The sequence below is a fragment of the Natranaeroarchaeum sulfidigenes genome (assembly GCF_017094485.1).
GTDB lineage: Archaea > Halobacteriota > Halobacteria > Halobacteriales > Natronoarchaeaceae > Natranaeroarchaeum > Natranaeroarchaeum sulfidigenes.
Genome location: NZ_CP064786.1, coordinates 2127753 through 2151859 on the forward strand (window position 1 = coordinate 2127753; position 24107 = coordinate 2151859).

Consider the following 24107-nt stretch of genomic DNA (forward strand, 5'->3'; position numbering starts at 1 on the left):
CCCATGATATGTATGCTGCACGTCAAAGGATGTGGTAGGGTGATGACGAACTCGCTGGCGGCGAAACTCGGCCCGGAAGACATCCGGATCAACGCGATCCATCCGGCAGTGATCGAGACGAAGATGGAGACGGAAGACGTCGCAATCCTCGGAACGGAGGCAGAAGACGACTTTATCGAGGGTATTCCGCTGGGACGTGCCGGACAACCGGGTACCGTCGCGGGTACCGTCGCCGACATCGCGCTGTATCTCGCCAGCGACCTGTCGAGTTGCACCAGCGGGGAAGCGCTCTTGTATATGAGACATGACAAACAGGCGGTGAGCCGGAGGTCGCGCAATGAGGTCAGTGACCCGACAGTTTCCGCGCACTGGATTGATATGCCGTGCGCCCGGATAAAAGGCTGTGACAGACTCGTACGGCCCCGGATTTCGCACGCTGACGACGGAACTCCATGATCACCGGCCGACGATCGAGGGTGAGATTCCCGGGTGGCTTTCGGGCACGCTCGTCCGAAACGGACCGGGCCGCTTCGATATCGGAGAGCATCGCGTCAACCACTGGTTCGATGGGCTCGCCATGTTGCGACGCTACGCGTTCGAGAACGGAGCCTTGCGCTATTCGAATCGGTTTCTGCGTACTGAGGCCTACGGCGATGCGATGGACGGACGGCTTACTGGCCAGTTCGGGACGGATACCCGCGGCTGGCGGCGTATCGTCGAGACGATCCGATCGCTTGGGCTCCCGGAGCCGACCGACAACGCGAACGTCCACGTTGCAGAGGTCGACGGCGAGTACGTCGCGTTGACCGAGGCCCCGCGTCGGATCGCGTTCGATCCAGAGACCCTGGAAACGCGTGGGGAGTTTCGGTTCGAGGACGATTTTCCGGAGCATCTGACCGCAGCCCACCTCGTTGACGACCCACACCGCGAGGAACTGGTCGGATTCACGACCGAGTTCGGCCGCCGTCCGACGTATCACATCTATCGCGTGCCTGCCGGAAGTCGCAGTCGCGAGCGTATCGCCTCGATCGACGCGAACGGCCCGGCGTACATCCACGACGTGAGCGTCACCGGCGAGCACGTCGTCCTCGTCGAATCGCCGCTCGTCATCTCGGTCCTGCGCGCGCTGAATCCGTTCTCACAGGGTGTCACCGACATGCTCGACTGGCAACCGGACCGGCCGATGCGGGTGCTCGTTGTCGACCGGGAAAGTGGCGAACTCCTCGCGGAACCGACCACGGCTGCCGCGTTCACCTTCCACCACGTCAATGCCTACGTCGAGGACGGCTCGATCATCCTCGATCTGGTGGAGTTCTCGGACGACAGGATCGTCGGTGCGATGGCGATGGAGGAACTCGACGGTGTCGGCTTTCCGTCGGTTCCGGACGGTCGACTTTTCCGGTACGAGATCGACCTCGAACGGGAACGGATCGACCGCTCGCGGCTGTATGACGGCGGGATGGAACTCCCACGGATCGTCCGGCCAAAGATCGGCCGACAGCATCGCTACGCCTTCGGACAGGCAACCGATCGTGATGGTGCGAACGGCCTCGTGAAAGTCGACTGCGAAACCGGGGCTGCACAGGAGTGGTGGGAGCGATCCGTGTTCGTCGAGGAGCCGATCCCGATCCAGAAGCCCGACCCGGAGGCCGAAGATGACGGCGTGGTACTGGCGACCGCGCTGGACGTCGAGCGCGAGCAAACGATCCTGCTCGTGTTCGATGCCACGGTGCTCACTGAACTCGCCCGGGCGTACCTTCCACATCCCGAGCCGTTCGGGTTCCACGGCCGCTTCTTTGAACGCTGATCATCGTGCAAGCGCAGCAAGCGTCTCGGCGGTGATGGGACTTGCAGGTGGGTCGTCCGTGACTGCGAGTTCATAAATTGCCCGGCCGGCCATCTCGACCGAGAATGGTCTGTCTTCTCCGAGACGGCGCGCGATCGGTTCCAGCTCACCGACCGCGGTGAACAGGTAGTTCGCGAGCGCCGGAAAGTGTGGCTGGTCCGGACCGTACACCGGTCCGAACCGCGGAATCAGGACGTCCAGTTCGAGGTCGGCGACGGCGGCCTCGGCACGGCGTCGGGCCGTCATGTATGCGTCCCGGACCAGCGGCGGCTTCGTCGACGAAGAGACGTACACGAAGCGGTCAACGCCAGCCCGTTCGGCCTCCAGTGCGGCGACGATCGCGGAATCGCCGTTGAGACGCTCGAACGTCACGCCCGTCTCGGGTGTCTCCGAGATGGTGCCGATCGAGTGGACGACGCAGTCGACAGTAGAGAGGGCAAAGCGCCACTCCTGAGGTGAAAACACGTCAGCTTCGATCCAGTCGACACGGTCAGCCCACCCGGTACTCCCACCGTCTGTCGGGGGGCCGCTTCGTGCGACGCTCGTCACGTCGTGGCCTGCAGCGATGGCGTTTGCACAGACGCGGCGGCCGATGAAACCGTTACCGCCGGTAACGAGTATGTGCACACGTGTAATCCGTGTCGGCAACGGAAAACGGCGTCGCCGATGTCAGCGGTCGGTCGGTGGGGGGCCGCTGTACTCGCTGGCATCTTCGTCAGCGTCGAGATGGATCGTTTCTATACGTTCGACGCTCGCCACCGACTCCGCGCCGTCGATCTCATCGCCAACAAATCTGGGGAGCCGACCGTCCGCTTCCACATCCTCACGCGCGACCGCCAACAGCGCGTCGATGGCTTCGGTCAGCGGGATGCAGGCCCGGTAGCCGTCTTCCCCAGTGACCAGAAGATGTGTCGATCGGTCGTCGGCCTCGACACGTGAGAGCAGCGTCTCTATCAGGACGCCGCGCCACTGTCCCACCTCGTAGTCGCCGGTAGCACAGGTCACTCTGTGACGTTCGGTCTGGAGGTCGAACTCACCGAGATACGATGGATCCGTCGGCAAGAGTAGCTGGCGTGTGCTAGAAATTAACACTCTCCCTGAGTCGTCGTCAGTACGTACAGCCACTGTGTACGTACCCATAGCCAAGTGGCTGTTAAATCGCTATGAAAGTAGACTGAAACGAACGAGCGTATCTGTCCGCTTGTGAACGATTTTGTTCAGTATCTCGTCGCCTGAAGTTCCGAAAAACGGACTTCCACGTCGATCATCGGCTCGGGGTAGTCGACGCCGAGTACCACATCGTACGACGATTCCTCGTCGGCATTCATTCGCCACGGTCGGTGGGCGTACTCGGCGGGCAACGCCCGCAGTTCCGGAAGCCAGGTTTGGACGTACTCAGCGTCGGCATCGTAGCGTTCGGCCTGTGACAGGACGTTGAAGAAGCCGTCACGCGAGTCGTTGCCGACCCCCGCCTGATACGCCCAGTTCCCCCAGTTAGAGGCGACGTCGTAGTCAATCAACTGTTCCTCGAAGTACGCCGCTCCCCAGCGCCAGTCGACACCCAGTGCGTCGACGAGGAAGGAGGCGACGTTCTGTCGCCCCCGGTTCGACATGTATCCTGTCTCGTTCAGTTCGCGCATGTTGGCGTCGACAAAGGGTACACCGGTCTCACCTGCTGCCCACTGATGGAACGCGGTCCGGTCGTGTGTCCACGTTTTATCCACATCCCGGATTCCCGTCGGAGTAAAGAAGCTCTCACCATGTTTGAGGAACTGAAACTGGAAGAAGTCCCGCCAGCGAAGCTCGAAGAGTAGCCAGTAGGTGTCCTCGTTCGAAACCCGTTCGTCCTCGTACCGCTTCACCTCGCGGTGGATCCACCGTGGCGAGAGACAGCCTGCAGCGAGCCACGGGGAGAACTTCGAGGAGTAATCCGGGCCAAGCAGCCCGTTGCGCGTCGATTTATAATCCCGGAGTCGGTCGGCGTCCCACAGATAGTGCTGGAGCCGTTCTTGCCCAGCGGTCTCTCCGCCCTCGAAAGAAAGGGCGGAGCGGTCATCCCGTGGCGGATCGTCGAGGCCCAGCTCTGAAAGCGCAGGAACAGCCCCGGCGTCGAGATCGGGCGTCGAAACGCTCTCCGGGGCAGCAACTGGGTCGCGGACCGTTGCGTTGTCCTCGACCTCCTTTCGCCACGGGGTAAACGTATCATCGATCCGGTCGTAAGGCGTCGGCAGGTCGTTGATGTGATAGAGTGTGTGAGTGAATCGGCGCTGGAAGTCGACTGACTCTGAAAGTGTCTCTCGAACCGCTTGCTCGCGTTCGATCTCCTCGGTCGCGGGCTTCGTCTGGGCGAAGACGGCGTCAGCGTCGAGCGCCTGGACGATCGACGGGACGACCTCCTCGACGAGTCCTTCGCGGACGGCCAGGTCCCCGCCACGCTCCCGAAGCGAGTCGCGGAGGTCTTCGACGCTTGCGCGACGGAACTGCGCTCGATGAGTCCCCATCTTAGCCGGCCCGTACTGGCTGTCTGCGCGACGACGTGGATCGAAGACGTACACCGGCACGACGTGTTCGGCCGCGCCTACAGCGTCCGCAAGCGTCGGGTTGTCCTCGACGCGCAGGTCATCACGGAACCAGACGACGGCAGTTTCCATACACCGTATAGCGACGCCAGCGATAAATATCGATTGCCGGAGAGGTCACCGGTAGGAGGGTCGGTCGTCGCTACACTCGGATCGCGAAGACGAACTCCGTCGAGCTACCGAGCGGATCGTCGGCAGTCGTGGTCTGTAAGTTCTCGAACCCTGCCGCACGGAGCTGATCGAGCGTCCGGGTCCGTCCCGGCGCGGAGAAAAACATCGTTCCATCCATCCAGCCGCGTCGCACCGTCTCGAAGCGACCAGCCGGAAGCGTCATCAGGAGCCGACCGCCGGGTCGGAGGATTCGGGCGAACTCCTCGTACACTGTGGGATGCGACTCCCGCGGGACGTGAAAGACGGCGTGATACGCGGTGATCGCGTCGGCGACACCGTTTGCGATCGGGAGCGTCTCCATTACTCCCTGCACGAGCCGGGCGTCCGGGACCGTACCCGTCGCTAGCGCGAGCCCCACCCGGGAGATGTCGACGCCGACGGAGTCCGCTGGCAGGTTCGCAAGCGTCCGCGCGCCGTCACCACAGCCGATATCGACAACCAGTGGATCGTCTGGACAGCCGTCAAGCAGGTCGTCGATAAGCTGGGCGTCCGATCCCGAGGGGTTTCGCCGGGTCGCGTACGTCTCCGCGATTTCGTCCCACGCCCGCCTGATCTCGTTGCGATCCATACCTCAGTCAAGGTCGGATCGCTCATCACTCTTTGCCGGGCGGTCTCCGACTGCTCCGCGCCCCGACCCAGTAGCTTGCTCCGGAACAAACCGTTTTCACTGGGCGCACCAACATCCGAGCATGCGCGCAGCTATCTACCAGAACCCTCGCGAGATCACTGTCGAAGAAGTACCGGACGTCACAGTCGAGTCGTCGACCGATGCCGTCGTCCGCGTGACACACACGGCTATCTGTGGCTCAGATCTCTGGTTCTACCGTGGCGAGAGCGACCGCGAGGCGGGATCACGGGTCGGCCACGAACCGATGGGGATCGTCGAGGCGGTCGGCGAGGACGTCACGTCGGTCGATGTCGGCGACCGGGTGTTTGCCCCGTTCGTTATCAGCTGTGGCTACTGTGAGTTCTGTCGAAAAGGCCTGCATACCTCCTGTTCGAACGGGGACTCCTGGGGCGGCGAGAACGGGGGCTGTCAGGGGGAGAAGATCCGCGTCCCGCAAGCCGACGGAACGCTCGTACGGGTCCCGGACCGGCACGCCAACGACGAGGATACCCTCAAAGCGCTGCTCCCGCTTACCGACGTGATGGGGACTGGTCATCACGCCGCGGTGAGCGCGGGCGTCGAGGCAGGCGATACCTGCATCGTCATCGGCGACGGCGCGGTCGGGCTCTGTGGCGTCCTCGCGGCCCGCCGACTCGGCGCGGAACGCATCGTCGCGATGGGCCACCACGAGGATCGACTCGAACTCGCCGAGGAGTTCGGCGCAACAGAGACGATCGCCGCCCGCGGGGACGAGGCCGTCGAACGCGCAAAAGAGATGACCTACGGCGGCGCGAACCACGTACTGGAATGTGTCGGCGCGGCATCGGCGATGGACACCGCGATCCAGGTCTGTCGCCCCGGTGGAACTGTCGGCTACGTCGGCGTCCCCCACGGTGTGGACGACGAGGGGCTCGACGTGTTTTCGATGTTCAGTGACAACATCACGCTACGGGGTGGCGTCGCGCCGGTCCGGGCCTACGCCGAGGAGTTGATGAGCGACGTGCTGGGCGGCACGCTCGATCCGTCGCCGATCTTTACGAAGACCGTTGATCTGGACGGCGTGCCGGAGGGCTACCGGGCGATGGACGAACGCGAGGCGATCAAGGTGCTGGTCAAGCCCTGAAAGCCAGGCGACGCGCTAGAAGAACTCCCGCAATCCGACCGCTCGGGGCTCGAAGACGGCTCCGAGCGCCGTCCGAACCGACTCATCGAGGATTCGCAGGTCACCGAGTCGCCTGGCCTCATCGAGCCCGTACGTACCGACGGCCAGCTGGGAGAGCGTCCCGATCCCGATGGTTGCGTCGGCCGTCCCAGTGGACTGACCGTTCACGCTATCGGCGACGCGATCGATGCTCGCACGTCCGTCCGATACAGACAGCTCGAACACGCCCTCGTTGTCCGCGACGAGCGGATCAGACACCGCCAGCGTGCACTCTATCTCTTCGGCTGGCCATTCGATCGCTTCTAGGGCCTCGACGTCGGTCAGTCGGACCATCGGTCCCGGCTCGACGGTACAGTCGATGGCTGCCGGATCCTCGACCCGGGAGAGCAGATCTGTGCCCAGCGCGCGCTCTCCGACGATCCGCTCGATCTGTGCGCCGTGACCAGAGAGAAAGTCGAACAGGGCACGATAGGCCTCTTCGTCTGCCGCGACGAACCCGCTGACCGTGAGCGTCCGCTTGTCGTCGTCACCGACGGTGTAGACCAGATAGCCCTGTAGCTGTCCGTCCCGCTCGTAGCCGTAACAGAACGGTGCGCCATCACCGGTCCAGTTCGCGAGGGTACGCTCACGCCACCACGTCTCGGAGCGTCGCAGTGCAAGCGACCGATCCCCGCTGGAACGGCGCTCGACCGCTCGTAGCTCTTTCCAGTCATCGCCGTCGATCCGTCGCATTCGCCCGGCAGTATCGGCCATCGGGAGCGCCCGCGGGGGAAGTTCGTACCGTGTCACCTTGTTGGCCGTCCCCCAGCCCATCCGTCGGTAGAACGGCGTCGAGAACGGCCAGAGAGCCACGAGACCTATCCCTCGTTTACGGTACTCCGAGAGCACCTGCAGACACAACTGGCGTCCGTAGCCCTTCCCGCGGAACTCGGGGAGCGTGGCGACCGCACCCAGTCCGCCGATCGTCGTGATCTCGTCACGGATGCGGGCCTCCGGTGTGTACAGTTTACAGCCGCTAACGAGGGTGTTGTCGTCGTACAGGCCGTACCGATCGAACAACTCGGTCTCCTCACTCTCGGTCTCCGCCGCATCGAGCGGACCGCGTTCGGGGGTGAACGCATAGCGGAGCATTGAACGGAACTGCTGGCGATCCTCGGCAGGTAGTGAGCGAAAGTCGGTCATGGAGCTCCGTTTTTCTCCGAGCCGTATCAGTGTATCCGATCCGGACCGAGGCCACCGTGTCGGCGACGGGGGGCGGTCAGTCCAGCTTCCGGTACTCGCGCGCTTCCTCGGCCCGCTCGACGACCGAGTCGAGTGTGGCTTTCCCGCTGGTCGTCTCGACGCCAGCGTTGACAGCACCCTCCAGCACGGGTGCGTCGGCGATCCGTACCTCCGCGTCGCTCATCTCGATCGCCAGCTCGGCGTTCATTACCGCGCTTCCGAGATCGACGAGGACGACGACTCCGTCCCCGTCATCGGCGCGCTCGATAGCCTCCCGGATCCGTCCCGCGTCGGTTCCGAGCCCATCGTCTTCGCCGCCCGCAGCTTCGATTCGGGCGTCACCAGCCATCTCCTGTGCGACCTCACAGACCCCTTCCGCGGCGCGGGCACTGTGTGAGACCACAACGAGTCCGATCATTCCTCCTCGCCCTCCGCTACCTCGTCGGGCATCTCCTCGGGTGCTGTTTCAGCCTCGGCAGTCGCTTCGACCTCACCGTTGAGATACGTCTGGGCGGTGGCAAGCAGTTCCTCCATGATGTACAGTGTTGACGTCGCGCCGGGGTCCTGATGGCCGACCGATCGCCAACCTAGATACGATGCCCGTCCCTTTTTCGCCCGGATCGGCGTGGTGAACTCGACGCCCCGCTCGGCGGCGTCGACCGCCTTTGCCAGCGCTTCGAGGGGCTCTAGATCGTCAGTCTCGATCGACTTCTTGTAGGTGTGGACGGCAGGCGTAAGCGCGTCGACCATCGTCTTCGATCCGATCTCCGCACCGCCACGGTCCTGAACCTTCTCCAGATACGCCTCGGCGAAGGCGACGCTGGTCTCGGCGGTGATCCCCTCCTCGGAGAACGCCTGACTTGCAGACATGATCGAGCCGCCGTAGAGCGGACCGGACGCGCCGCCGACCTCCGAGACGAGCGTGACGCCGATCGTCTTCACAAGCTCGGCGGGATCGGCCTCGTCCATGTCCTGTACTTTCTCGTTTGCCTTTCTGAACCCCCGGGTCATGTTTGCCCCGTGGTCGGCATCGCCGATCGCCGAGTCCAGGTCCGTCAGATGTGACTTCTCTTCGTCGAGCCGCGCGGTAACGTTTTCGAGTGCCTCTACGACCGCCTCTCGCTGTCGTTCCGTATCACTCATATTGAACTAGGTGGTGGGAGACCGCAAAGCGTTTGCGCCGACTATTCCGTCACTGTCAGTCCCGGTGTGTCCGCTGGCGCTGACAGCAACTCTTTGAGTTCGTCATCGACCGCACAGACAGTGATCGACGCGCCGTCCATGTCTAGTGAGGTCATGTAGTCGCCGACCCACGCGTCCCAGGTCTCCAGTCCGTGGTCGTCGATCAGCTCCTGCAGACGTTTGTTGACGACAAACAGTTCCATCAGTGGGGTACCACCCATCCCATTGACGATCGTGACGACCTCCTGGCCGTCGTCCAGGTCGAGATCGTCCAGTACGTTCTCGGTGAGATGCTCGGTGATCTCGTCGGCGCTCATGATGTCGGTTCGCTCGGTACCCGGCTCGCCGTGGATGCCGATTCCGAGTTCGATCTCGTCCTCCCCCAGATCGAACGTCGGCTCACCCTTGTCAGGGGTGATACAGGAGGTCAGCGCCGTCCCCATCGTGGCGACGTTGTCGATGACCTTCTCTGCGACACGCGTCACCTCGTCGAGGTCGGCACCCTCGGCCGCCTTCGCACCAGCCGCCTTGTGGACGAGGATCGTCCCGGCGACGCCGCGCCGACCGGACGTGTACAGCGAGTCCTCGACGGCAACATCGTCGTTGACGACGACTTGCGAGACATCGACACCCTCCATCCCCGCCATCTCCGCAGCGGTATCGAAGTTCATCACGTCGCCCTCGTAGTTTTTCACCACGGCAAGGACGCCTTCGCCGCCGTCACACGCTTCGATCATTGACCCAAGCTGGTCCGCGGTCGGCGACGTGAACACCTCTCCGGCCGCTGCGCCATCGAGCATTCCGTCCCCAATGAAGCCACCGTGTGTCGGTTCGTGACCGCTTCCCCCGCCCGAGACGATCCCTACCTTCCCGTCGACAGGCGCGTCCGCTCGAACGAGCACTTCAGCATCGTCGAGCCGCCGGAGTCGATCAGGGTACGCCGCTACCATTCCGTCGAGCATCTCGTCGACGACGTCTTCCGGGTCGTTGATGAGCTTCTTCATAGTTCATAGTGTACTTTATTCGGAGAGATTAAATATGTGCGTGCTCGTTCTGGGGAGATATATAGAGGAGCTGTATGTATCGATCCCTGTCATCCGAGGTAGAACCTGTTGGAGATAATTAGCTTGCCTCGGAAGGATCGAAATCCCGGCCAAAAAACGTGTTGAGTGCCATTTTCGCCCCGATATACGATCCGACAACAACAATTACAAATCCGATCACGATATTGAGGGCAAGTTCAACTATCATATGACAGATATACAGTCGAGCAAAAAAAAGACTTCATCGGTTCGATAGGCTCATGTAGTGAACGAATGGTTCTCATCTTGGGCTTCAACGGACCCTAACAGACACAGATCGATCGCGAAATACCGATGCCTTACAGGCAGAGCAGGGCGAGTGCGTCGGGGTTTACCGCACACTCACTCGCTTATAAACTTGTTATCCCGCCAGTTGACGCCACCGCCGTTCGAGTCGTTGTCGCCCGCACCCTCGACGACTTCGATCGAACTCGGGCGGGGGTCGCCGTCGACGATTCGCGTCGCTTCGAGGTCGCCGTCCCGTTCGGTGATCGCAGTGAGCGTCCCCTTTTCGGATTCCTTGGCGATCTCACAGAGTACCTGGAACATCTCGTACTGCAGGGTCGTGTTCTGCAGAACGGTTTCGCGATCCCCTTTGAACGCAGCAAACTCGACGAGTTCGGACTCGGGTTCGTCCTCTTCTTCGTCACCCCACTGTGGGCCGCTCTTTCGTCGACGCACCTCCTCGGGTTCTTCGTACACGCGGTTTTCCGTTACGCTCGCTTTCAACTGTGCCGTCGGAGTGTACTTGCTCAACGACTTGTCGGTCGCCACCGCTTTCAGAATGAGCGTGTTGTTCCGACGGGTGATATCTACGTCGTCGATACCGTCGGGCAGTGATGGGTCGTCGAAGAAGTCGTGGACGTCTTCGAGTGGCAGTTCCAGTGTCGAGTGGAGCCGATAAACGTGGCTGGAATTGTCTGTTGACATGATTGTGTCGAGGGGGTACGACGGCCGCTCGGTTACCTGTATCTACGGCCCCACGGCTTATATGGCCTTTCGTTTCCTTCTTTCGCACCTTACCGAAAGGAACAATCGGGCACGGACCAAAGAAAAGCAGTTATCCCACCGGATCGAGAACTGGCTGCCATGAGCACGCACGAGAACATGCAACAGCTAGTCGATAGCGGAGTAATCGCGGTGCTGCGCGGCGTCGACGAAGCGGACGTCGAACAGGTAGCCGAAGCCCTGATCGAGGGCGGCGTGACGACGCTCGAAGTTACCGCCGACACGCCGGGTGCGATCGACATGATCGGCGATCTCGCAGCGGCATACGAGGATCGCGAGGACGTCCTCATCGGTGCCGGGACAGTGCTCGACGCCGAAACAGCACGGTCCGCCCTGCTCGCCGGTGCGGAGTTCGTCGTCTGCCCGAGCTTTCACGAGGACGTCGTCGAGACCTGCAATCGCTACGGTGCGGTCGTCGCGCCGGGCGTCGCCACTCCCACCGAAGCGATCGAAGCCTACGAAACTGGCGCGGATCTCGTGAAGCTGTTCCCCGCCTCGGATCTCGGCGCGAGCTATCTTGGCAGTATCAAGGGACCACTCGGCCAGATCCCGATCGTCCCGACCGGCGGTATCGGGCCGGATAACGCCGGAGAGTTCATCGAGGCCGGTGCCTGCGCCGTCGGTGCTGGCGGGTCGCTGATCGACGCCGAAGCGATAGAAGCTGGCAAGTACGACGTACTCACCGAAAACGCAGAAGCGCTCGTTGCTGCAGTCGAAGACGCCCGATAGCCCGCAGAAGACTGCGCCTGTTCAGCGCATATAAAGCGCTAGTATATGTGCCCCAATCCTCACTGACGATCAGTGCAATTTCTGTATTGTGCAACAGAGCCCACTACTCGGATTGGGTACCACCGACCCGAACGATGCTGTCCAGCCTCCGGACTACACAGAGCCGCGCATGACGAGTCGAGGAAGGTGGCATGTCTGTACTTGATTCGAGCCGAAGTCCGGGGCCAATTGAACTCACGACGAGCCAAGAGACTGTCCTGCAGGAGCTGGCTCGGCAGTATCACCAGCATGGCGAGCCAGTAAAAGGAAAGGAGATCGGGGAACGGATCGGACGGTGTGCAGGAACGGTGAGAAACCAGATGCAGAGCCTGAAACGTCTTGGTCTAGTTGAGGGGGTACCAGGTCCGGACGGCGGCTACGAACCGACCACAAAGACACTGGAAATACTCGGAATGAAATCCCCAGAGAAAGGTACAATCGTCCCTGTGTTCAAGAACGGTGACCCAGTCAAAGATGCAAGCGTTATCCGCATCGATATGTCTGCCGTCTATCATCCGACCACCTGTCGGGCGGAGCTACAGGTGACGGGCGAAGTCGATACGTTCGAGCGAGGAGATCGGATCACAGTCGGCCCCATGCCCGTGTCCGGACTCAGGCTTACCGGAACTTTCTCCGGCACTGACAGTACTGGTACCAAGCTGATGGTATCTATCGAAGAAATGGACACTGAGTGATGGCTCACTCTTCGCCGACGCTTATGACCTTCAGCAGCGAGTAGACCGGAATCCCTTCGATCTCGTCGATCCCCTGTTTATCGGCCAGTACGATGCAGGCGACAGGCTCTCCACCTTCATCTTCTATCGCCTCGACAGTTTCTCGCATCGTGGTTCCGCTGGTAATGGTATCGTCGACGATGTAACACTCGCGGTCTCGAATCTGGGCGAAGTTTCTAGAGAAGGTTCCACCGAGATCTTCGATATCGCCCTCTTCCCACTGGTGCTTTCGCGGTGCGTACGTCCCCAGATCGGTATCGAGTTCGGCCGCAACTGTCGTCGCGAGTGGAGCCCCTGCTTTTTCTATACCGATCGTGAGGTCGACGTCGTCGCCGTGTTTAGCGAGCATATCAGCCATCACCGCACCCATGTGGGTGAGCCGGTTACTATCACGCCCGATCGCGCTCCAGTCGACGTGAATATCGGCCGGGCCGCCAGCCGCCTGTGATGGGGCGGTCGTGTCGGCTGTCTCCGATCCTGCGCCGCTCCGCTCGACCAGCCAGCTCGCCGTCTCCCGCGAGACGTTCAACTCGTCCGCAATCTCTCCCTTCGAGAGACCGCGGTCCGCGAGCTCCGCGGAGCTCTCGATGAGATCGTCAACGTTTTTCATACCTCTCCGTTCGGGACCTGTTTTTATAAAGACTGCGAGAGGGTAGCCTATCGACCAGGGTGTTTCAGCGTGGGCAAAAACGGTGGCGGCGAGTTCACTCGATCCGCGATAATTCCGTTCTCTTCGGATTCCAGGCCGAAGAGGACTCCTCCCTATTGCTCCTCGTCGCTGTCGTCAACATCCTCGAAGTCGGCGTCAACGAACTCCTCGCCCTCGGCGTCGGCACCGGGACCGGCAGCGCCACCGGGACCGCCCGCCGCTCCGCCCATGCCGCCGGGACCTGCCGCACCGGCCTGAGCTTCCTGCTGGTACATTTGCTTGCCGATCTCCTGAAGCGCGTCGCTCAGACTCTCGGTTGCGTCCTCGTACTCCTCTTTGCCGGCGTCTTCGTCTTCGAGCGCCGCCTCTACGTTCTCTATCTCGGCCTCGATATCCTCGACCAGCGCCTCGTCGAGATCTTCCTCGTTCTCTTCGAGAAGGGTGTTCGCACGCTGGATGGACTCCTCGGCGGCGTTACGGGCCTCGATTCGCTCGCGGCGTTCCTGGTCCTCCTCGGCGTGCTGGGCCGCCTCCTGTTGCATCCGTTCGATTTCCTCGTCGGAGAGGCCAGCACCGCCCTCGATCGTGATCTCCTCGGCGTTACCGGAGCCTTTGTCCTCGGCCTGTACGTTGACGATACCGTTCTCGTCGATGCTGAAGCCGACCTCGATCTGGGGGGTTCCGGCGGGCGCTGGCGGGATCCCTGTCAGGTGGAACTCGCCGAGCATCTCGTTTTCGTTTGCGATCTCGCGTTCACCCTGGAAGACGCGCACCTGTACGGATGTCTGGTTGTCAGCGGCCGTGGTGAATATCTTCGACTCCTCCGTGGGAATCGTCGTGTTCTTCTCGATGAGTCGCTCGAAGAGGCCGCCTTTGACCTCGATACCGAGCGAGAGTGGCGTCACGTCGAGCAGGACGATATCGTCGACCTCGCCTCCGAGCACACCACCCTGGATCGCCGCGCCGAGTGCGACTGCCTCGTCGGGATTGACGTTCTTTTTCGGCTCCTTGCCGGTCATCTCCTCGACTTTCTCCTGGACCTGCGGCATCCGCGTGGAGCCACCAACCATGAGCACTTCGTCGATATCGTCTTTGGATTTGCCAGCGTCGTCGAGGGCCTGCTCGGTCGGCTCAACAGTTCGTTCGACCAGATCGGCAGTCAGGGACTCGAATTTCGCACGCGTAAGACTCTCCTCTAGGTGTACCGGGCCGCTGTCGGTGGCCGTGATGAACGGGAGATTGATCTCGGTTTCTTTGCGCGAGGAGAGCTCGATCTTGGCCTCCTCGGCAGCGTCTTTCAGCCGCTGGAGCGCCTGTCGGTCCTCAGTGAGATCGATCCCGTGTTCGTTCTCGAACTCCTCGGCTAGCCAGTCGATGATCGCGTGGTCCCAGTCGTCACCACCGAGATCGTTGTCCCCGTTAGTGGCGACGACCTCGTAGACGCCACCACCGAGGTCGAGAATCGAGACGTCGAACGTTCCGCCACCGAGGTCGTAGACGAGGACAGTCTGATCCCGATCCTCGTCGATCCCGTAGGCCATCGACGCGGCGGTCGGCTCGTTGACGATGCGTTCGACCTCGAAGCCAGCGATCTCGCCGGCGTCCTTGGTCGCCTGACGCTGGCGGTCGCTGAAGTACGCCGGGACAGTGATAACGGCCTTCTCGATCTCGTCGCCGAGATACTCCTCGGCGTCGTGTTTGATCTTCTGGAGGATCATCGCCGAGACCTGCTCTGGCGTATACTCCTCGTCGTCGATCTGGACAGTATAGTCCTCCTCGCCCATGTGGCGCTTGATCGACTCGATCGTCCGGTCGGGGTTCTGGATCGCCTGATTCTTCGCCGGTTTACCGACGAGTCGCTCGCCGTCATCCGTGAAGGAGACCGCAGAGGGCGTCGTTCGTTCCCCCTCCCCGTTTACGATAATCTCGGGATCTCCGCCTTCCATGACCGCGAACGCGCTGTTCGTCGTACCGAGGTCGATACCGAGAATCTTGTTACTGGCCATCTTGCAAGAGGATTGTAGGCTGTTCCGTATAAACCTTTCTACACACCGAGATGCGAACGAATTAAAACCAACGGTAGCGGCCACGATGCCGTGGTTTTCATTCCGGTTCGAGCTCTTCTTTTATTGTGCATTCGGGACTCCATCCGGGGTGAGCACACTGCCGATTACCTCTCACGGCCAGATCGTTACTCGTCGTTGTCGTCGTCCGGCTCCCCGGTTTCCGGATCCGCCTTGACGTCTTCTTCTGGCTCGTCCCCTTCGTCGTCTTCATCGCTTTCTTCCTCCTCCCCTTCGACGTCCTCCTCCTGACCTTCATCGTCATCGGCTTCGTCTTCTTCGGCGTCGTCCGCTGGTTCATCTCGTTCTGCGTCGTCGCCTTCACCGTCTACTTCGCTGTCCGTTTCCTGCCTTTCGTCGTCCTCGGCTCCCTCCGCCTCAGCGCCTTCGCTTTCGGCATCCGACTCAGTATCTTCGGGTTCGGCATCGTCGCCAGCGCTTTCGGCGTCTTGCTCCTCGACGTCCCCGTCTTCTGTGTCCGTTTCGGCATCTTCGTCATCGGTATCATCGGTTTCCTCGGCTTCGGCTTCAGCACCGGTGCTGACGGTGACCTGTGCCGACTGGATCAGTTTGTCCGCGATCTCGTAGCCGGGGCGGTACAGCTCCGAGACGGTCCCCTCTGGCTCGTCGCTGTCGACCCGCATCATCACTTCGTGTTTGTTCGGGTCGACCTCTGCGCCGGGCTCCGGCTCGATCGGCGAGACGTTCTCGTCTTCGAGGATCCGATCGAACGATTTGAGCGTCATCTCGACGCCCTCACGGATGCTCTCGACGTTGTCGTGGTCCTGATCCGCGGCCCGCAGCAAGTTGTCCCGCACCTCGACCAGCCGCTCGACGAGATCCTCGGCCGCGCGCTCTTTGATCCGTTCTTTCTCTCGCTCCTGACGCTGCTTGTAGTTCTGGAACTCCGCTTGCTTCTGTTTGAGGCGCTCCTCCAGATCGTCGATCGTTGCCTCGCGCTCGTCGAGGTCCGCCCGAGCGTCCTCCAGTTCAGCCTCGGTTTCGGCCAGTTCGTCCTGTGTCGATTCGAGGGCGTCCTCTAGTTCGTCGACCGCCCCGTTGAGCTGGATGGCGATCTCGGCCAGCGACTTCACCTCCTGGCCGAGCTCCGGATCCCGGTCGGCGACCTGTGCGACCAGATCCTCCCGGATCTGTAACTCGACGTCCTCCTCCGGATCCGGCGCGACGGCCTCGGCTCCCTCGTCTTCGGTCATGGCCGGTACAAGCCGTCCGGCAAGTATAAGGGTTCAGGAAACCGGTCGCCGCGACCACTTTCGGGACCGTTTTTGTAGCCTCCGTGTCTACGCGGGGACGTGACGACGAGACTCGGCTTCGAGGACGGGACGATCCAGTTGACCGGCGAGGACGTCGCTAACCTGCCGGACGTCGAGTACGACCCGCGCTCGGAGACCTATCGCGCGCCGGGACATCGGTACGCGGCGCTCCGTGACGCCCTCGACGAGCGGGGCGAAGACGTCGAGGACGACGTGCTGAACCTCACAGCCGTCCCTGATCTGTCGTCGAGCTACCAGCTCCGCGAGTACCAGCGCGACGCGCTCGACGCCTGGGAGGGGGCCGATCGCCGCGGCGTCCTCGAACTCCCCACGGGGAGCGGGAAGACGGTCATCGGCGTCGCCGCCATCGCGGCCCTGTCGACGCCGACGCTCGTCGTCGTGCCGACGATCGACCTGCTGGAGCAGTGGCGTGACGAACTCGCCGAGGAGTTTCCCGACGTGAGGCTCGGCCAGCTGGGCGGCGGGGTCCAGCAGGTCGGCCCGCTGACGGTCGCCACCTACGACTCGGCGTATCTCCGGGCGGGCGAGATCGGCGGCCGGTTCGGGCTGGTCGTCTTCGACGAGGTGCACCACCTCGGCGGGGAGGGCTTCAGACAGATAGCCCGCCTGCTGGCCGCGCCAGCGCGGCTCGGTCTCACTGCAACGTTCGAGCGCCCGGACGACGCTCACGAGGTCGTCGAGACGCTCGTGGGCGAGGTCGTCTACTCGCTCGAACCGGACGATCTGGCTGGCGAGCACCTCGCAGCCTACGAGGTCAAGCGCCGATCGGTCGAGCTCCCGCCCGACGAACGTGCCGAGTACGATGACCAGCAGGGAACCTTTACGGACTATCTCAAACGCTCGAACATCCAGCTCCGGAGCGGCAGCGACTATCAGGAGCTCGTCAAGCGCTCGGGACGTGATCCGGAGGCGCGTGAAGCCTTGCTGGCGAAACAGCGCGCCCGCGAAATCATGATGAGTAGCGAGGCGAAAGTCGATGCACTCGCGGATATTCTCGATCGCCACCGCGGCGAACGCACGATCGTCTTTACCGCCCACAACGACTTTGCCTACCGGATCGCCGACCGATTTCTGATTCCACCCATCACTCACCGGACGTCGACAGGAGAGCGCCGTGAGATCCTCGATCGGTTCCGCGAGGGCGAGTACACACGCGTCGTCACGTCGAACGTACTTGACGAGGGGATCGACGTCCCCGATGCCAGCGTCGCTGTGGTCCTCTCGGGCAGCGGCAGCGAGCGCGAGTTCACCCAGCGCCTCGGCCGGATCCTGCGCCCCAGCGAGGAGAGCGACCGTGCCCTGCTGTACGAGGTAGTTGCTCGGGATACTGCAGAGGAAGGTGTGTCCAACCGGCGAAAATGAGCTAGTTCGCTGTTAGCTATTTCCCACAGCCTGTGGAGATATAACACGATGGCAACCGAGCACACGGACACGCTCGAACCGCTTGACATGTGGATCGACGTGGACGGTCGACACCTCCACTACATTACGGCGGGCAGCGGGTCGACTCCTGTCGTGTTCCTGCACGGCGGTATCGTCGACGCGGCGACGCTCTCGTGGGGGGGCTCGATCGCACCGTTTGCCGACGAGCGCCGCGTTATCGCACTCGATCTGCCGGGCTATGGAAGCAGCAGCAGCCCGGAGACTGCCGAGTACACGACCGCCTACCACACTGACGTCCTCAGAGACTTTCTCGACGCGCTCAGCATCTCTCCAGTCACGCTGGTCGGCGTCTCGATGGGCGGAGGTATCGCACTCAGATACGCGCTGCACAATCAGTCGCGTGTCCGAAAGCTCGTACTGGTCGGCAGCCACGGGCTCGGTCGAGGGCTGCCACATGGCTACCTGACCTACATTCTCTCGCGGCTCCCCCAGCTGAACGAGCTGTCGATCTCCCTGCTCAGGCGGAACCGCCGGATCGCGAAGCTCGCACTCGAGGGGATCGTCCACGACGTCGACTCACTCTCTCGGTCGGTCGTCGACGAGTTCTATCGACTGTTACAGCGTCCTGACGCTGGGATGGCGTTTCGCCGCTGGCGAGCGAACGAAATCAGCCGTTCAGGGTATCTAACCGACTTCTCGGACCGCCTCGGCGACCTCGGCGTCCCGACGCTGCTCGTCCACGGTGCCGAAGACCCGATCTTTCCGGTCGAGTGGTCGCGACGAGCGGCTGACCGAATCCCGGACGCAACACTTGCTGTCCGACCGGACTGTGGGCACTGGCCCCAGCGCGAGCAGACCGAGGTGTTCAACCAACGGGTGCTCTCCTTCCTCGACGGCGAAAGGTAAGTCCGTGCAAGCGTCCCGAACGGATTTTATCACGTCCAGCCGTAGTCACCGCCGTGCTGACAAAGGACCTGCTCCGCGTCTCACGTGCTGGCGGGGGATATCATCCGCAGTTCGCCGGACGCGAGCATCGCCCGCTGGCGGCGAAAGCGATCGGAACCTATCAGGGCCACGTCGATCATACTGCGGGCGACCTCGACGACGCGCTGACCGAACTCGAACGTGAGGCCGAGGATTTCAAACTCGTTCGGGGATTCGCCAAACTGCTGGAGAACGATGCGGCGTTTGAGACGCGCGCACCGGTCGATCCTGAGCGAGCGCGCAGGTCCGCGTTCGAAGCCGCTGAATCAGTGGGCGTTGTCACGACCGAGGAGCGCAAAGAGGCCCTTGGACGGGCAGCGTCCGGACTTGCGGTCTCGCCCGACGAAATCGAGACCTCGCTCTTTGCCGACCTCGACGATCGACAGGTACTCACGTCGTTCGACGCTCGCTGGAGTCCGGAGGAGCTGATCGCACAGTACAACCTCTCGCTGGCCCAGACCGCGCTGTTCGACGCGACGGAGATACGGGTGCAGTCCTCCGATCCGAAGGGGCTGGTCTCGGCAGTGAAGCGGCTCGGACTGCTCTACGAGGTGGAGAAAACGCCGGACGGCCGCGAACTGGTCGTCACCGGCCCGACAGGACTGTTCCGCGCGACGCGGCGGTACGGAACGCAGTTCGCGCGCCTGCTCCGGAGCGTTGCCCAAACCGATGACTGGACACTCTCCGCGCGGATCGACGACCGCGGCACCGAACGGGACCTGCATCTCTCCGACGACGACCCGGTACGCGTGCCGGGCGTCGAACCGCTGGTCGAGGACCGCTACGACAGCGGCGTCGAAGCCGACTTCGCCGCCCGATTCGAGGCGCTCGATCTCGACTGGGAACTCGTCCGCGAGCCCGAACCCCTTGCGGCCGGAGCGAGCGTGATGATTCCCGATTTCGCGTTCGACTACCGCTTTGCCGACTTTCGCGTCTTTTTCGAGATCATGGGCTTCTGGACGCCCGAGTACGTCGAGACGAAGCTCTCGAAACTCGATACCGTCGAGGACGTCGAACTGCTGGTCGCCGTCGACGAGAGCCTCGGTGCTGGCGAGGCAATCGAGGCCCGGGATCATGGGGCGATCCCGTACTCCGGCTCCGTGCGGATCAAGGACGTACGCGACGCCCTGCGCCGGTACGAGGCCGATCTGGAATCAGCCAGCGCAGCCGACCTCCCGGCGGAACTCGCGCCCGAAGCGGACGTCCTGACGCTGGCCGACCTCGCCGAACGCCACGGCGTGAGCGAAAGCGCGATCGAGGACAGGGACTTTCCCGACCACGAGCTGATCGGTCGGACGCTGGTGCGGCCGGACGTGCTCGACGCGCTTGCCGAAGCGATCGAAGACGGGATGGACTATGCCGATGCCGAAGCGCGGATCAGCGAGGCCGGGATCGACGATGCCAGCACCGTCCTCTCGCGTCTGGGCTATCGGGTGGCATGGGACGGGCTGAGCGGCGGGACGGTGCAAAAACAGTAGAACGCCACCCTAGCAAAAATACAGACTTCGAGATCCATTGCTATAGTTTCTATAGTATATTACTACAGGTTTCGAAGTGTGATACTACAATATTCGAAGTGATGTCGGGCGGCTCGGCGGAACCGTTAACTGCCGAGCGACTGAGAACCTCCGTATGACACTGCTGGTTCCGTTCGACGGCTCCGACCTCTCGACCGCCGCCTTGGAGCGCGCCAGGGAGTTCGGGGACTTCACTGGGGAGGAGGTTGTTGCCCTTGCGGTCGTGCCGCCGGACACCGAGTTTGCACGCGACCGTGGCTGGCTGGCTCCCGACGAGGCGTTCGACGCCAAGATGATCTGTACGCGACTCCGCCATCAGCAAGAGGACGTGGCTCCCGAGGCGACGTTCCGTTGCGAGGAAACCGAAGAGACCGACTACCGAGCGACGATCACGACCGACATCACGCGGACGATCCGACAGGTCGCCGCCGAGCTACAGGCGTCGATCATCTTCATCGGCAGTGAGAACGCGGGCCGCGTCTCGACGCCGCTGACCAGCGTGGGGAATCCGCTCTCGGAGGATCCACGATACGATATTCACATCGTCAGACACGCCGACTCAAATCAGTAACTGCACGTCGGCGTCGGCCATGTGGTTGAGCGCGGTTGCGGCTCCGACACCTGTCGTCACGCCGTCGAAAAAGTCGTCCTCGTCGTAGTCCATCAGCTCGATCGTCATCTGGCAGGCCTGCAGGTCGACGCCCTGGTCAAGGGAGAGATCGATCAGCTCGCCGATCGTCGCGGTGCCGTTCTCGTCGATCTTGTTTCGCATCATGCGAGTCGCCATCGCGTCCATTCCGGGCAGGGCCGCGACCGCGTTGGGCATCGGCATGCTCGGGTTGCCGACGGCGCTCAGTTTGAGGTTCTCGGATTTCTCTTCGTGAAGGATGTCTAGTCCCCAGAACGTGTGGAAGACGACGACGTCCCAGCCGAAGGCGGCAGCCGTGCTCGCCAGGATCAGCGGCGGGTATGCCATGTCGAGGGTCCCCTTCGTGGCGATAATCGTCATCCGCTTCTGGTCGTCGCCGTCGTCGAGCTCCGCGAGCGATTGCTCTAGCTCGTCGACGCGCTCGCGGAGAGCCGCCACCTCGGCGGGGTCAGGTGATGCGTCCTCGTCCGTGGACATGGAGCTGTCGGTGCTCATGCCGTCTTCTGGACGTAGTGTCTGTAGACGTCGTCGCCCTCGACCTGCTCGAGGAGTTCGACGCCCGACGTTCCCTCGGCCCAGCCCTCGATGTCACTCATACTGCCCGAGTCCGTGGCGACCACTTCGAGGATATCGCCCTCGGCTAGCTCGTCTGCAGCCTGTTTGGTCTTGACGACGGGCATCGGGCAGGACTGTCCTTTTACATCCAGGGTTTCGGTAATATCGTATTGCGAACTCATTGTTAATCTGCTCTATATTGGAGCTAATACACAATATTAGGTAAAGGGACATAAACCCACCGATTATTGTAGTGGTATTGAAAAGCCGCCATACAAAGCCACACCAAATATTGCTTCTCTTCCAGTCTATCACTGCCCCGGCCGCATCTGGAAATATTGAGCGGTTAGTATATTGCATGATAATCGCAAAACCATGCAAACTCTTATGAGGGATCACCCAATATTCTACGGTGTACAACATGGACGACATGGACTTTCCAACCCCTGACGTCGACGTCGAATCGATCGACCCGAACGAGCTAAAAGCACAGGTCGATGCGGGCGAGCCGGTTACGCTACTTGACGCGCGTATGGAGGGCGACTACGAGGAATGGAAGATCGACGGCGAGAACGTCGACTCGATCAACGTCCCCTACTTCCACTTTCTCGACGATGAGATTCCCGAAGACGTGCTCGATCAGATTCCCAAGGACCGCGAACTGACGGTCCTGTGTGCCAAAGGCGGCGCAAGCGAATACGTGGCTGGCTCGCTGAAAGAGCTCGGGTACGACGTTGACCACCTCGAAGAGGGCATGAACGGCTGGGCCCGCGTCTACGAGGCCCTCGAAGTGACCGGGTACGACGGTGCAGGGACGCTGCTGCAGTACCAGCGCCCCTCTAGCGGCTGTCTGGGCTATTTCGTCTACGATGACGGGGAGGCAGCCGTCATCGATCCTCTTCGTGAATTTACCGACCGGTATCTGGACGATGCCGAAGAACTCGGCGTCGAACTACAGTATGCAATCGATACGCACGTCCACGCGGACCACATTTCCGGGGTTCGAAACCTCGCTGACGAGGGCGTCGAGGGCGTCATCCCAGAACCGGCTGTCGACCGTGGGATCACCTATGCCGAGGACATGACCCTCGCCGCGGACGGCGACGAGTTCGCAGTCGGCGACGTCACCATCGAGACAGTCTATACGCCCGGCCACACGTCCGGGATGACCTCGTATCTAATCGACGACTCGCTGCTCGCGACCGGCGACGGTCTCTTCATCGAGAGCGTCGCACGACCGGACCTCGAAGAGGGCGACGAGGGGGCACCCGAAGCCGCAAGCCAGCTCTACGAGTCGCTTCAGGAACGCGTCCTTTCCCTGCCCGACGAGACGCTCATCGGTGGGGCGCACTTCAGCGACGCCGCGGAGCCCGCAGCGGACGGCACCTACACCGCGCCGATCGGTCAACTCGTCGACGAGATGGCTGCACTGCGGATGGACGAAGAGGAGTTCGTCGACGTGATCCTCTCCGATATGCCCCCGCGTCCGGCCAACTACGAGGATATCATCGCGACCAACCTCGGCCAGCGGGAGGCAGACGACGAGGAGGCCTTCGAGCTCGAACTCGGCCCGAACAACTGCGCCGCGAGTCAGGACTCACTTGCGGATGACTGATCGGGTATGATTCCCGAACTCGTCGTCCCGGCGCTTCTCGAAGCGCCCTTTCCCGAGGGGATCAGCCGGTACGCCGTCGGTGGGCTGTTCGTCGGTCTGGGAGCACTCGTGATCTATCTCGGAACGGGCATCAGCGCCGGTGCAAGCACGTTCCTCGAATCGACGCTCTCGTACGTCTCCGACCGGCAACGGTTCCAGCAGTACCGGAGTTCGCGGGACTGGCGGATCGTTTTCACCCTCGGAATCATTTCGGGGGCAGCGGTCTACGCGCTCACGTTCCAGTCCGGGCTCGTCACGAGCTCACTGTACACGCCGGGAACAACCGGGACCCTCCGTGAGATCGGCGGTGTGACGATCTGGCTCACCGACGTCCAGCCGTGGCGGCTGTTCCTCGGCGGCGTCCTCGTCGGAATCGGGACCCGGATCGGCAAAGGCTGTACCTCCGGCCACGGCGTCTGTGGCGTCGGCTCTGCCTCGAAGACATCGCTCGTCGGCGTCCTGACGTTCATGCTCGTAGCAATTGGGACCGCACAACTGGTGATGGCGCTGGGGGTGAACCCGTAAATGAGTGGTACTCGCCACCCGCTGTTCATGCCGCTGATCTACCTCGGCGGCCTCATCTTCGGCTTCGGCCTCGGCTTTAGCCATATGGCACAGCCGGAAGTGGTGCTGAACTTCCTCCAGTTCGAGGACTTCGGGCTGGTCTTCGTGATGTTCGGGGCTGCGATCGTCACGGGACTCGGATTCGTGATCGTCCCACGAGTACTCGACAGCGCACCGCTGACCGGTGATTCCTACGGTCGTCGGCTGAAGTCGTTCGACCGGAACGTCCTGATCGGCGGCTCGATCTTCGGCGTCGGCTGGGGGCTTTCGGGGATCTGTCCCGGCGCGGCCTACGCCAGCCTCGGCGTCGGCAACGTGACGATCCTCTGGGCAGTTGCCGGGATGTTCGCTGGTGCGTACCTCCAGGGAGTCTGGCGCAGTCAGCGCGCCGATTCGGACGCGACGGTGGCCGGTGCGGACTGATCGAATACAGG

Annotated in this window: 27 protein-coding genes; 12 read left to right on the forward strand and 15 right to left on the reverse strand. The window is 62.2% G+C overall.

Annotated features, from left to right (window positions below; all coding sequences use genetic code 11):
• The first annotated feature begins 12 nt into the window (after window positions 1-12).
• Together AArcS_RS10935 and AArcS_RS10940 are read left to right on the forward strand one after the other, a co-directional pair.
• Window positions 13-456, forward strand: coding sequence for an SDR family oxidoreductase (locus tag AArcS_RS10935; protein WP_259372685.1), 444 nt, complete (start codon window positions 13-15; stop codon window positions 454-456).
• Window positions 404-1807: a carotenoid oxygenase family protein gene (locus tag AArcS_RS10940; protein WP_238477452.1), complete on the forward strand. Its 1404-nt coding sequence runs from the start codon at window positions 404-406 to the stop codon at window positions 1805-1807. Before AArcS_RS10935 ends, AArcS_RS10940 begins: the two co-directional genes overlap by 53 nt.
• On the opposite strand, the gene AArcS_RS10945 is transcribed toward AArcS_RS10940, so the two are convergent.
• The 4 genes from AArcS_RS10945 to AArcS_RS10960 form a co-directional block, all read right to left on the reverse strand.
• A complete protein-coding gene (locus tag AArcS_RS10945; RefSeq protein WP_238477453.1) occupies window positions 1808-2473 on the reverse strand; it encodes an NAD-dependent epimerase/dehydratase family protein in 666 nt (221 codons plus the stop codon).
• A 42-nt stretch (window positions 2474-2515) separates the two neighbouring features.
• On the reverse strand, window positions 2516-2908 hold the full coding sequence (locus AArcS_RS10950) for a molybdopterin-dependent oxidoreductase (protein WP_238477454.1): 393 nt from the start codon (window positions 2906-2908) through the stop codon (window positions 2516-2518).
• 155 nt (window positions 2909-3063) lie between these two features.
• Window positions 3064-4497 (reverse strand): DASH family cryptochrome, encoded by a 1434-nt coding sequence (locus AArcS_RS10955; RefSeq protein ID WP_238477455.1) that lies wholly within the window; start codon window positions 4495-4497, stop codon window positions 3064-3066.
• 70 nt (window positions 4498-4567) lie between these two features.
• Window positions 4568-5164, reverse strand: a complete 597-nt coding sequence (locus AArcS_RS10960) for a class I SAM-dependent methyltransferase (RefSeq protein WP_238477456.1) — start codon at window positions 5162-5164, stop codon at window positions 4568-4570.
• Window positions 5165-5285: 121 nt separating this feature from the next.
• Between AArcS_RS10960 and AArcS_RS10965 the strand changes: the two genes are divergently transcribed.
• On the forward strand, window positions 5286-6326 hold the full coding sequence (locus AArcS_RS10965; RefSeq protein WP_238477457.1) for a zinc-dependent alcohol dehydrogenase family protein: 1041 nt from the start codon (window positions 5286-5288) through the stop codon (window positions 6324-6326).
• Between the two features lie 15 nt (window positions 6327-6341).
• Here the strand turns inward: AArcS_RS10965 and AArcS_RS10970 are convergent, their stop codons facing one another.
• The 6 genes from AArcS_RS10970 to AArcS_RS10990 form a co-directional block, all read right to left on the reverse strand.
• Window positions 6342-7547, reverse strand: coding sequence for a GNAT family N-acetyltransferase (locus tag AArcS_RS10970; protein ID WP_238477458.1), 1206 nt, complete (start codon window positions 7545-7547; stop codon window positions 6342-6344).
• Window positions 7548-7623: 76 nt separating this feature from the next.
• The gene (gene dhaM, locus AArcS_RS10975; RefSeq protein ID WP_238477459.1) at window positions 7624-8004 is read right to left on the reverse strand and encodes a dihydroxyacetone kinase phosphoryl donor subunit DhaM; all 381 of its coding nucleotides are present in this window, start codon (window positions 8002-8004) and stop codon (window positions 7624-7626) included.
• Complete coding sequence (dhaL, locus tag AArcS_RS10980) at window positions 8001-8729, reverse strand: dihydroxyacetone kinase subunit DhaL (RefSeq protein ID WP_238477460.1); 729 nt, start codon at window positions 8727-8729, stop codon at window positions 8001-8003. The genes dhaM and dhaL overlap by 4 nt, the downstream gene beginning before the upstream one ends.
• 41 nt (window positions 8730-8770) lie before the next feature.
• Window positions 8771-9772 (reverse strand): dihydroxyacetone kinase subunit DhaK, encoded by a 1002-nt coding sequence (gene dhaK, locus AArcS_RS10985; protein ID WP_238477461.1) that lies wholly within the window; start codon window positions 9770-9772, stop codon window positions 8771-8773.
• Window positions 9773-9890: 118 nt separating this feature from the next.
• Window positions 9891-10019, reverse strand: coding sequence for a hypothetical protein (locus tag AArcS_RS15860; protein WP_259372668.1), 129 nt, complete (start codon window positions 10017-10019; stop codon window positions 9891-9893).
• A 173-nt stretch (window positions 10020-10192) separates the two neighbouring features.
• On the reverse strand, window positions 10193-10780 hold the full coding sequence (locus AArcS_RS10990) for a DUF7110 family protein (RefSeq protein ID WP_238477462.1): 588 nt from the start codon (window positions 10778-10780) through the stop codon (window positions 10193-10195).
• Window positions 10781-10939: 159 nt separating this feature from the next.
• Here AArcS_RS10990 and AArcS_RS10995 point away from each other — a divergent pair, with 159 nt between their 5' ends.
• Together AArcS_RS10995 and AArcS_RS11000 are read left to right on the forward strand one after the other, a co-directional pair.
• Window positions 10940-11587, forward strand: a complete 648-nt coding sequence (locus tag AArcS_RS10995; protein WP_238477463.1) for a bifunctional 4-hydroxy-2-oxoglutarate aldolase/2-dehydro-3-deoxy-phosphogluconate aldolase — start codon at window positions 10940-10942, stop codon at window positions 11585-11587.
• 191 nt (window positions 11588-11778) lie between these two features.
• On the forward strand, window positions 11779-12321 hold the full coding sequence (locus AArcS_RS11000; protein ID WP_238477464.1) for an HTH domain-containing protein: 543 nt from the start codon (window positions 11779-11781) through the stop codon (window positions 12319-12321).
• A gap of 4 nt (window positions 12322-12325) precedes the next feature.
• Here AArcS_RS11000 and gfcR read toward each other — a convergent pair whose 3' ends face one another.
• The 3 genes from gfcR to AArcS_RS11015 form a co-directional block, all read right to left on the reverse strand.
• Window positions 12326-12970, reverse strand: a complete 645-nt coding sequence (gfcR, locus tag AArcS_RS11005; protein WP_238477465.1) for a transcriptional regulator GfcR — start codon at window positions 12968-12970, stop codon at window positions 12326-12328.
• Between the two features lie 152 nt (window positions 12971-13122).
• A complete protein-coding gene (gene dnaK / locus AArcS_RS11010) occupies window positions 13123-15015 on the reverse strand; it encodes a molecular chaperone DnaK (RefSeq protein WP_238477466.1) in 1893 nt (630 codons plus the stop codon).
• Window positions 15016-15200: 185 nt separating this feature from the next.
• Window positions 15201-16286: a nucleotide exchange factor GrpE gene (locus tag AArcS_RS11015; RefSeq protein WP_238477467.1), complete on the reverse strand. Its 1086-nt coding sequence runs from the start codon at window positions 16284-16286 to the stop codon at window positions 15201-15203.
• Between the two features lie 99 nt (window positions 16287-16385).
• On the opposite strand from AArcS_RS11015, the gene AArcS_RS11020 reads away from it, so the two are divergent.
• The 4 genes from AArcS_RS11020 to AArcS_RS11035 all read left to right on the forward strand — a co-directional run bounded on the left by AArcS_RS11020 (window position 16386) and on the right by AArcS_RS11035 (window position 20822).
• The gene (locus AArcS_RS11020; RefSeq protein WP_238477468.1) at window positions 16386-17729 is read left to right on the forward strand and encodes a DEAD/DEAH box helicase; all 1344 of its coding nucleotides are present in this window, start codon (window positions 16386-16388) and stop codon (window positions 17727-17729) included.
• A gap of 48 nt (window positions 17730-17777) precedes the next feature.
• The gene (locus tag AArcS_RS11025) at window positions 17778-18656 is read left to right on the forward strand and encodes an alpha/beta fold hydrolase (protein ID WP_238477469.1); all 879 of its coding nucleotides are present in this window, start codon (window positions 17778-17780) and stop codon (window positions 18654-18656) included.
• A 53-nt stretch (window positions 18657-18709) separates the two neighbouring features.
• Complete coding sequence (locus AArcS_RS11030; RefSeq protein WP_238477470.1) at window positions 18710-20212, forward strand: DUF790 family protein; 1503 nt, start codon at window positions 18710-18712, stop codon at window positions 20210-20212.
• Window positions 20213-20366: 154 nt separating this feature from the next.
• Entirely contained in the window at window positions 20367-20822 is a 456-nt protein-coding gene (locus AArcS_RS11035; RefSeq protein ID WP_238477471.1) for a universal stress protein, read from the forward strand.
• Here AArcS_RS11035 and AArcS_RS11040 read toward each other — a convergent pair.
• Entirely contained in the window at window positions 20811-21395 is a 585-nt protein-coding gene (locus AArcS_RS11040; protein ID WP_238477472.1) for a DsrE/DsrF/DrsH-like family protein, read from the reverse strand. The two genes, AArcS_RS11035 and AArcS_RS11040, sit on opposite strands and share 12 nt — an antisense overlap.
• Window positions 21392-21637, reverse strand: coding sequence for a sulfurtransferase TusA family protein (locus tag AArcS_RS11045; RefSeq protein ID WP_238477473.1), 246 nt, complete (start codon window positions 21635-21637; stop codon window positions 21392-21394). Before AArcS_RS11045 ends, AArcS_RS11040 begins: the two co-directional genes overlap by 4 nt.
• Before the next feature lie 239 nt (window positions 21638-21876).
• On the opposite strand from AArcS_RS11045, the gene AArcS_RS11050 reads away from it, so the two are divergent.
• From AArcS_RS11050 to AArcS_RS11060, 3 genes are read left to right on the forward strand one after another with little or no spacing between them, the layout of a single operon-like run.
• The gene (locus AArcS_RS11050; RefSeq protein ID WP_238477474.1) at window positions 21877-23070 is read left to right on the forward strand and encodes an MBL fold metallo-hydrolase; all 1194 of its coding nucleotides are present in this window, start codon (window positions 21877-21879) and stop codon (window positions 23068-23070) included.
• A 6-nt stretch (window positions 23071-23076) separates the two neighbouring features.
• Window positions 23077-23634, forward strand: coding sequence for a YeeE/YedE family protein (locus AArcS_RS11055; RefSeq protein ID WP_238477475.1), 558 nt, complete (start codon window positions 23077-23079; stop codon window positions 23632-23634).
• Complete coding sequence (locus AArcS_RS11060) at window positions 23635-24096, forward strand: YeeE/YedE family protein (RefSeq protein ID WP_238477476.1); 462 nt, start codon at window positions 23635-23637, stop codon at window positions 24094-24096. It begins immediately after the preceding gene.
• Window positions 24097-24107 lie beyond the last annotated feature (11 nt).

What these genes read in the sequence shown, in the direction of transcription:
- AArcS_RS11015 (WP_238477467.1), bottom strand. Translation starts at nt 16,286, where the DNA reads ATGACCGAAGACGAGGGAGCCGAGGCCGTCGCGCCGGATCCGGAGGAG.
- AArcS_RS11035 (WP_238477471.1), top strand. Translation starts at nt 20,367, where the DNA reads ATGACACTGCTGGTTCCGTTCGACGGCTCCGACCTCTCGACCGCCGCC.
- AArcS_RS10935 (WP_259372685.1), top strand. Translation starts at nt 13, where the DNA reads ATGCTGCACGTCAAAGGATGTGGTAGGGTGATGACGAACTCGCTGGCG.
- gfcR (WP_238477465.1), bottom strand. Translation starts at nt 12,970, where the DNA reads ATGAAAAACGTTGACGATCTCATCGAGAGCTCCGCGGAGCTCGCGGAC.
- AArcS_RS10955 (WP_238477455.1), bottom strand. Translation starts at nt 4,497, where the DNA reads ATGGAAACTGCCGTCGTCTGGTTCCGTGATGACCTGCGCGTCGAGGAC.
- AArcS_RS10960 (WP_238477456.1), bottom strand. Translation starts at nt 5,164, where the DNA reads ATGGATCGCAACGAGATCAGGCGGGCGTGGGACGAAATCGCGGAGACG.
- AArcS_RS10965 (WP_238477457.1), top strand. Translation starts at nt 5,286, where the DNA reads ATGCGCGCAGCTATCTACCAGAACCCTCGCGAGATCACTGTCGAAGAA.
- dhaM (WP_238477459.1), bottom strand. Translation starts at nt 8,004, where the DNA reads ATGATCGGACTCGTTGTGGTCTCACACAGTGCCCGCGCCGCGGAAGGG.
- AArcS_RS11025 (WP_238477469.1), top strand. Translation starts at nt 17,778, where the DNA reads ATGGCAACCGAGCACACGGACACGCTCGAACCGCTTGACATGTGGATC.
- AArcS_RS11000 (WP_238477464.1), top strand. Translation starts at nt 11,779, where the DNA reads ATGTCTGTACTTGATTCGAGCCGAAGTCCGGGGCCAATTGAACTCACG.
- dhaL (WP_238477460.1), bottom strand. Translation starts at nt 8,729, where the DNA reads ATGAGTGATACGGAACGACAGCGAGAGGCGGTCGTAGAGGCACTCGAA.
- AArcS_RS10970 (WP_238477458.1), bottom strand. Translation starts at nt 7,547, where the DNA reads ATGACCGACTTTCGCTCACTACCTGCCGAGGATCGCCAGCAGTTCCGT.
- AArcS_RS10995 (WP_238477463.1), top strand. Translation starts at nt 10,940, where the DNA reads ATGAGCACGCACGAGAACATGCAACAGCTAGTCGATAGCGGAGTAATC.
- AArcS_RS11045 (WP_238477473.1), bottom strand. Translation starts at nt 21,637, where the DNA reads ATGAGTTCGCAATACGATATTACCGAAACCCTGGATGTAAAAGGACAG.
- AArcS_RS10990 (WP_238477462.1), bottom strand. Translation starts at nt 10,780, where the DNA reads ATGTCAACAGACAATTCCAGCCACGTTTATCGGCTCCACTCGACACTG.
- dnaK (WP_238477466.1), bottom strand. Translation starts at nt 15,015, where the DNA reads ATGGCCAGTAACAAGATTCTCGGTATCGACCTCGGTACGACGAACAGC.
- AArcS_RS11040 (WP_238477472.1), bottom strand. Translation starts at nt 21,395, where the DNA reads ATGAGCACCGACAGCTCCATGTCCACGGACGAGGACGCATCACCTGAC.
- AArcS_RS15860 (WP_259372668.1), bottom strand. Translation starts at nt 10,019, where the DNA reads ATGATAGTTGAACTTGCCCTCAATATCGTGATCGGATTTGTAATTGTT.
- AArcS_RS11050 (WP_238477474.1), top strand. Translation starts at nt 21,877, where the DNA reads ATGGACGACATGGACTTTCCAACCCCTGACGTCGACGTCGAATCGATC.
- AArcS_RS11060 (WP_238477476.1), top strand. Translation starts at nt 23,635, where the DNA reads ATGAGTGGTACTCGCCACCCGCTGTTCATGCCGCTGATCTACCTCGGC.
- dhaK (WP_238477461.1), bottom strand. Translation starts at nt 9,772, where the DNA reads ATGAAGAAGCTCATCAACGACCCGGAAGACGTCGTCGACGAGATGCTC.
- AArcS_RS11055 (WP_238477475.1), top strand. Translation starts at nt 23,077, where the DNA reads ATGATTCCCGAACTCGTCGTCCCGGCGCTTCTCGAAGCGCCCTTTCCC.